The organism is Synechococcus sp. H70.1, assembly GCF_047502705.1.
In the GTDB taxonomy this organism is placed as follows: domain Bacteria; phylum Cyanobacteriota; class Cyanobacteriia; order Thermostichales; family Thermostichaceae; genus Thermostichus.
Genome location: NZ_JANSIV010000122.1, coordinates 1 through 3,824, shown reverse-complemented (window position 1 = coordinate 3,824; position 3,824 = coordinate 1). Strand labels below are relative to the sequence as shown.

3 protein-coding genes and 1 pseudogene are annotated in these 3,824 nt (G+C 59.0%); 3 read left to right on the top strand and 1 reads right to left on the bottom strand.

The features are described from left to right. A pseudogene (locus NW827_RS09115) lies at positions 1-544 on the bottom strand (hypothetical protein); the annotation flags it as partial. Between the two features lie 79 nt (positions 545-623). Between NW827_RS09115 and NW827_RS09110 the strand changes: the two are divergent. The 3 genes from NW827_RS09110 (at position 624) to NW827_RS09100 (ending at position 3,786) form a co-directional block, all read left to right on the top strand. Next, entirely contained in the window at positions 624-2,189 is a 1,566-nt protein-coding gene (locus tag NW827_RS09110; RefSeq protein WP_414404508.1) for a cryptochrome/photolyase family protein, read from the top strand. 50 nt (positions 2,190-2,239) lie between these two features. After that, positions 2,240-2,761 (top strand): transcriptional regulator NrdR, encoded by a 522-nt coding sequence (gene nrdR, locus NW827_RS09105; RefSeq protein ID WP_414404507.1) that lies wholly within the window; start codon positions 2,240-2,242, stop codon positions 2,759-2,761. Positions 2,762-2,964: 203 nt separating this feature from the next. Further along, positions 2,965-3,786: a hypothetical protein gene (locus tag NW827_RS09100; protein ID WP_414503594.1), complete on the top strand. Its 822-nt coding sequence runs from the start codon at positions 2,965-2,967 to the stop codon at positions 3,784-3,786. Positions 3,787-3,824: the final 38 nt, after the last annotated feature.

Genomic DNA, 3,824 nt, shown 5'->3' with positions numbered 1-3,824 from the left:
CCCACCAGGACGGTTCCTCCCCGTAGGCCCAGAGCGCCCAAAAAGCCAGCGTCACCGCCACCAGCAGCGGCAGCTCCAACATGTAGACATGGGCCAGAGCCGCGATCCCTGGGTAAAGGAGGAGCAGCGCTGCCGCCAACCAGCCCACCTCCTGAGAGTGGTAAATCCGCTGGCCCAGCCGCTGGGTTGCCAGGGTCAGGATCCCCAGCAACACCCAATTGAGCAACTGCCCATCGGCACGGCTAAAGGGGTGCAAAGCGGCCAACGGGATCCCCAGCCAATAGGCCAGAGGTGGGTAGCGCTGGTTTAAGTGCAAAAACTGCTGCCACCACAGCCCTTCCCAGCGAAACCGCCGCAGGTGATCCCCAAATGCCTGCGCCTGCAACAGATGTTGCGCCTCATCCCAGGCTGGCGGCAGGGGATCCGTCCAGTTCCAAACCAGCAGCAGCAGCAGCGCTGCCATCCCCAGGCCGATCCAGCCTTGGAGAAAGGGGATCCCCAACCCCCCTCTTGCTGCCGCTAGCCAACTGGAGGTCGTCTTCATGGCCTTAGCCCTGTTTCCTAGCGCTACACTCAACTGGGGCTGCCCTTAGAGATCCTCGAGGCCGCGATATTACCCCCCCATGACCGTTCCACCCTCTGGCTCCACAGGTGTCTGGATCCTCCCCGACCAACTGCACCCCCAGCAAGCTGCCCTTGCCTCCCTCTCAACCCTACCTCCCCACCGCGTCCCCATCCTTTTCATCGAATCCCACGCTTGGGCCAGCTCCCGCAACCATCACCAGCAGAAGTTGGTGCTGGTGTGGTCAGCCATGCGTCACTTTGCCCAAGAATTGCAACAGCGCGGCCACCCCGTTACCTATGTGGAAGCCGAGGACTCTGCTGAACCCCTGCAGGCCTGGGCCAGGCAACATCAATTACAACAAATCCGCCTCATGCAGCCTGCCGACATTCCTGTTCGAGCGGAGGTGGAAAAGCTGAGATCCGCTCTCCCCTGCCCCCTCCTGGTCTTGGAAAATAACCACTTCCTCTGGACAGCCTCCCAGTTTATCGACTGGGCCTCAGGCCGCAAGCGCCTGCTTCTGGAAGACTTTTACCGCCAAGGGCGCAGACGCTTCCGCATCCTCATGGACGGCTCCCAACCCCTGGGCGGGCGCTGGAACTACGACCGGGAAAACCGGCAGCCTCCTCAGCCTGGCCGGCGCTACCCACCTCCTCTGAGGTTTCCTCCCGACGCCATCACGCAAGCGGTGATGGAGAAAGTGCGGCGACGTTACGGCCACCACTTTGGATCCCTAGAGGGCTTTGGCTGGGCAGTCACCCGTGCCCAAGCCCTGCAGGTGCTCGAAGACTTTATCCAGCACCGCCTGCCCCATTTCGGTCCCTGGCAAGATGCCATGCAGGCTGGGGAGGACTTCCTCTACCACTCCCTCCTTTCTCCCTACCTCAATCTTGGGCTTCTCACCCCCCAAGAAGTCCTCGCCGCCGCCGAACAGGCCTACCATCGCGGCGGGATCCCTCTTCCTTCCGCTGAAGGCTTCATCCGTCAGATCCTGGGCTGGCGGGAATACCTGCGCGGCTTCTACGAATACCAGATGCCCCAGGGCTATGCCCAGAAGAACTTCTTTGGCCACTGCCGCCCCTTGCCGGACTTTTTTTGGACGGGCGAAACCGACATGGCCTGCCTACGGCACACCCTAGGGCAAATTCGCCGCCACGGCTATGCCCACCACATCCAGCGGCTGATGGTGCTCAGCAATTTTGCCCTCATCAGCGGCATCCAACCCCAGGCAGTGGAAGCGTGGTTTCACGATGTGTTCATCGACAGCTACGACTGGGTGATGCAGCCCAACGTCATCGGCATGGGCCTTTTTGCCGACGGGGGCATGCTTTCCACCAAACCCTACGCCGCCTCTGCCCAGTACATCCGCAGAATGAGTGACTACTGCCGCCATTGCCGCTACAATCCCAGCGAAAAGGTTGGCGAACGCGCCTGTCCCTTTAATACCTTCTATTGGGATTTCCTCTTGCGCCACCGCCCCCTCTTGACCCCCCTAGGGAGGATGAAATGGGTATTGGCCCACCTGGATCGCTTGCAGCCGGAGCTAAAAGCCCAAATCCAAGCGCAAGCTGCTGCTTGGTGGGATCCCTGGCCTAGGAGCAACTCCCTGGGCCAGCCGTCTGGCTAAAATTGGAGCACCTTCCCTTCCTGTGCTACTTGGTTCAAGGAGCCCACGTCATGAAATGTCCCCGCTGCGGCAGGCAAGAAATTCGCGTTTTAGAGTCCCGTTCGGCAGAAGGTGGCCAAAGCGTGCGGCGGCGGCGGGAATGCATGTCCTGTGGCTATCGCTTCACCACCTATGAGCGCATTGAATTCATGCCCATCATGGTCATTAAACGGGATGGATCCCGGGAGAGCTTTAACCGCAACAAGATCTTGCAGGGGGTGATGCGCGCCTGTCAGAAAACCCCTGTGACCCTCAAGCAGATGGAAGAGTTGGTTAACGAGATTGAAGAAAGACTCCAATTAGAAGATGTGCAGGAGGTAACCACCCTCCGCATTGGCGAGATGGTTTTGGAGCGGCTGCGGCACTTGAGCGAGGTAGCCTACCTGCGCTTCGCTTCGGTGTATCGCCGCTTTCGAGACATCAAAGACTTCGCTAACGAGTTGGAACAGTTAGAGCAGCTGGAGCAACCGCCGCGCCAGGATCTAGAGCGCCTTCTGCAGAACTCCCTCACCTCAGAAGGGCTCCCAAAATAGCGCTAAAAAAATGCTCTCCCCCACCTCCCATTGGCAAAGCTTGGCGCTATGCTTGGGGTAGCAATCTCTGCCTGCACCAAGCCTAGGGCTAAGGCAGGGGGGTAAGCGGTGTTTAGCCCTACCCTTAGGAGATCCCTCTAGCAACATCTACGGGTGATCCCTTGCGGCCTCGCTTTCACAGCTTTTCACTGCCAACGCTATCTATGCAACACGACGTTTGGGGTTCTAGCCCCTCTGCAACTCACAACGACAACTCCAGTGGTTTGCCAGGCAACAACTGCTTTCCTTCCCCTACCGGCCTAGAGGTGGGAAAAGGGACGGTACCCCTCCAGGTATATCAACAAGCGGCTGAAGAGCTGGAGTCTGCCCGTCAGCAGATGGGCCGCCTCTCTCTAGAAAATCAGCACTTGCGCGCCCTACAGCAGCAGTTGTCTGGAGAAATTGCCGCCCTCGAGCAAGAGTTTCAGGAGCACCTGAACCAAATCCTCAAGCGTCTGCAGCAACTTAAGCTGCAGCTTGCCGACTCAAGCCAACAAGCGGCTACTTCCAAAGGAGGGACTACCGCAGCCCCTTGGCAAAGGGATAACCCAACCTCCTCTCCCTACGACTTTCTCGATCGCCTCAAGCAGCGCCAAGGCCGCAGGGAGACTTCTTCCTTCCCTGGCAACAGCTACTCTCCTACCCCAGATTTGGCTACACCCCCCTTCAATCTGCTCCACCGAGCCTACTCCTTTACCTCTCCTCTCTACCGCCGTCAGGAAACTCCAGCAGAGCCTCCTTCACACCAGGCCGGCTACCAGGTTCCCTGCCTGGAGGAGTTGATACAAGAGACGGGAGGCCGAGATCTCCACCCCTCCACTGGAGTTTATCAGCGGATACGGGAGCAGCATCATAGCTCCCAGGGATCCCCTTTACTGTGGATGGCAGCAGCCATCCTCCTAGTGGTTGGATCTTTTGGATTGGGATTCGTGGCAGTACAGCCCTTCTTGCGCGGTAGTTCTCCTTCTTTGCAAGCGCCGCGGTGAGTTGGTTGGGGAAAAAGAATCCCCCTAGTGGGGGCTGA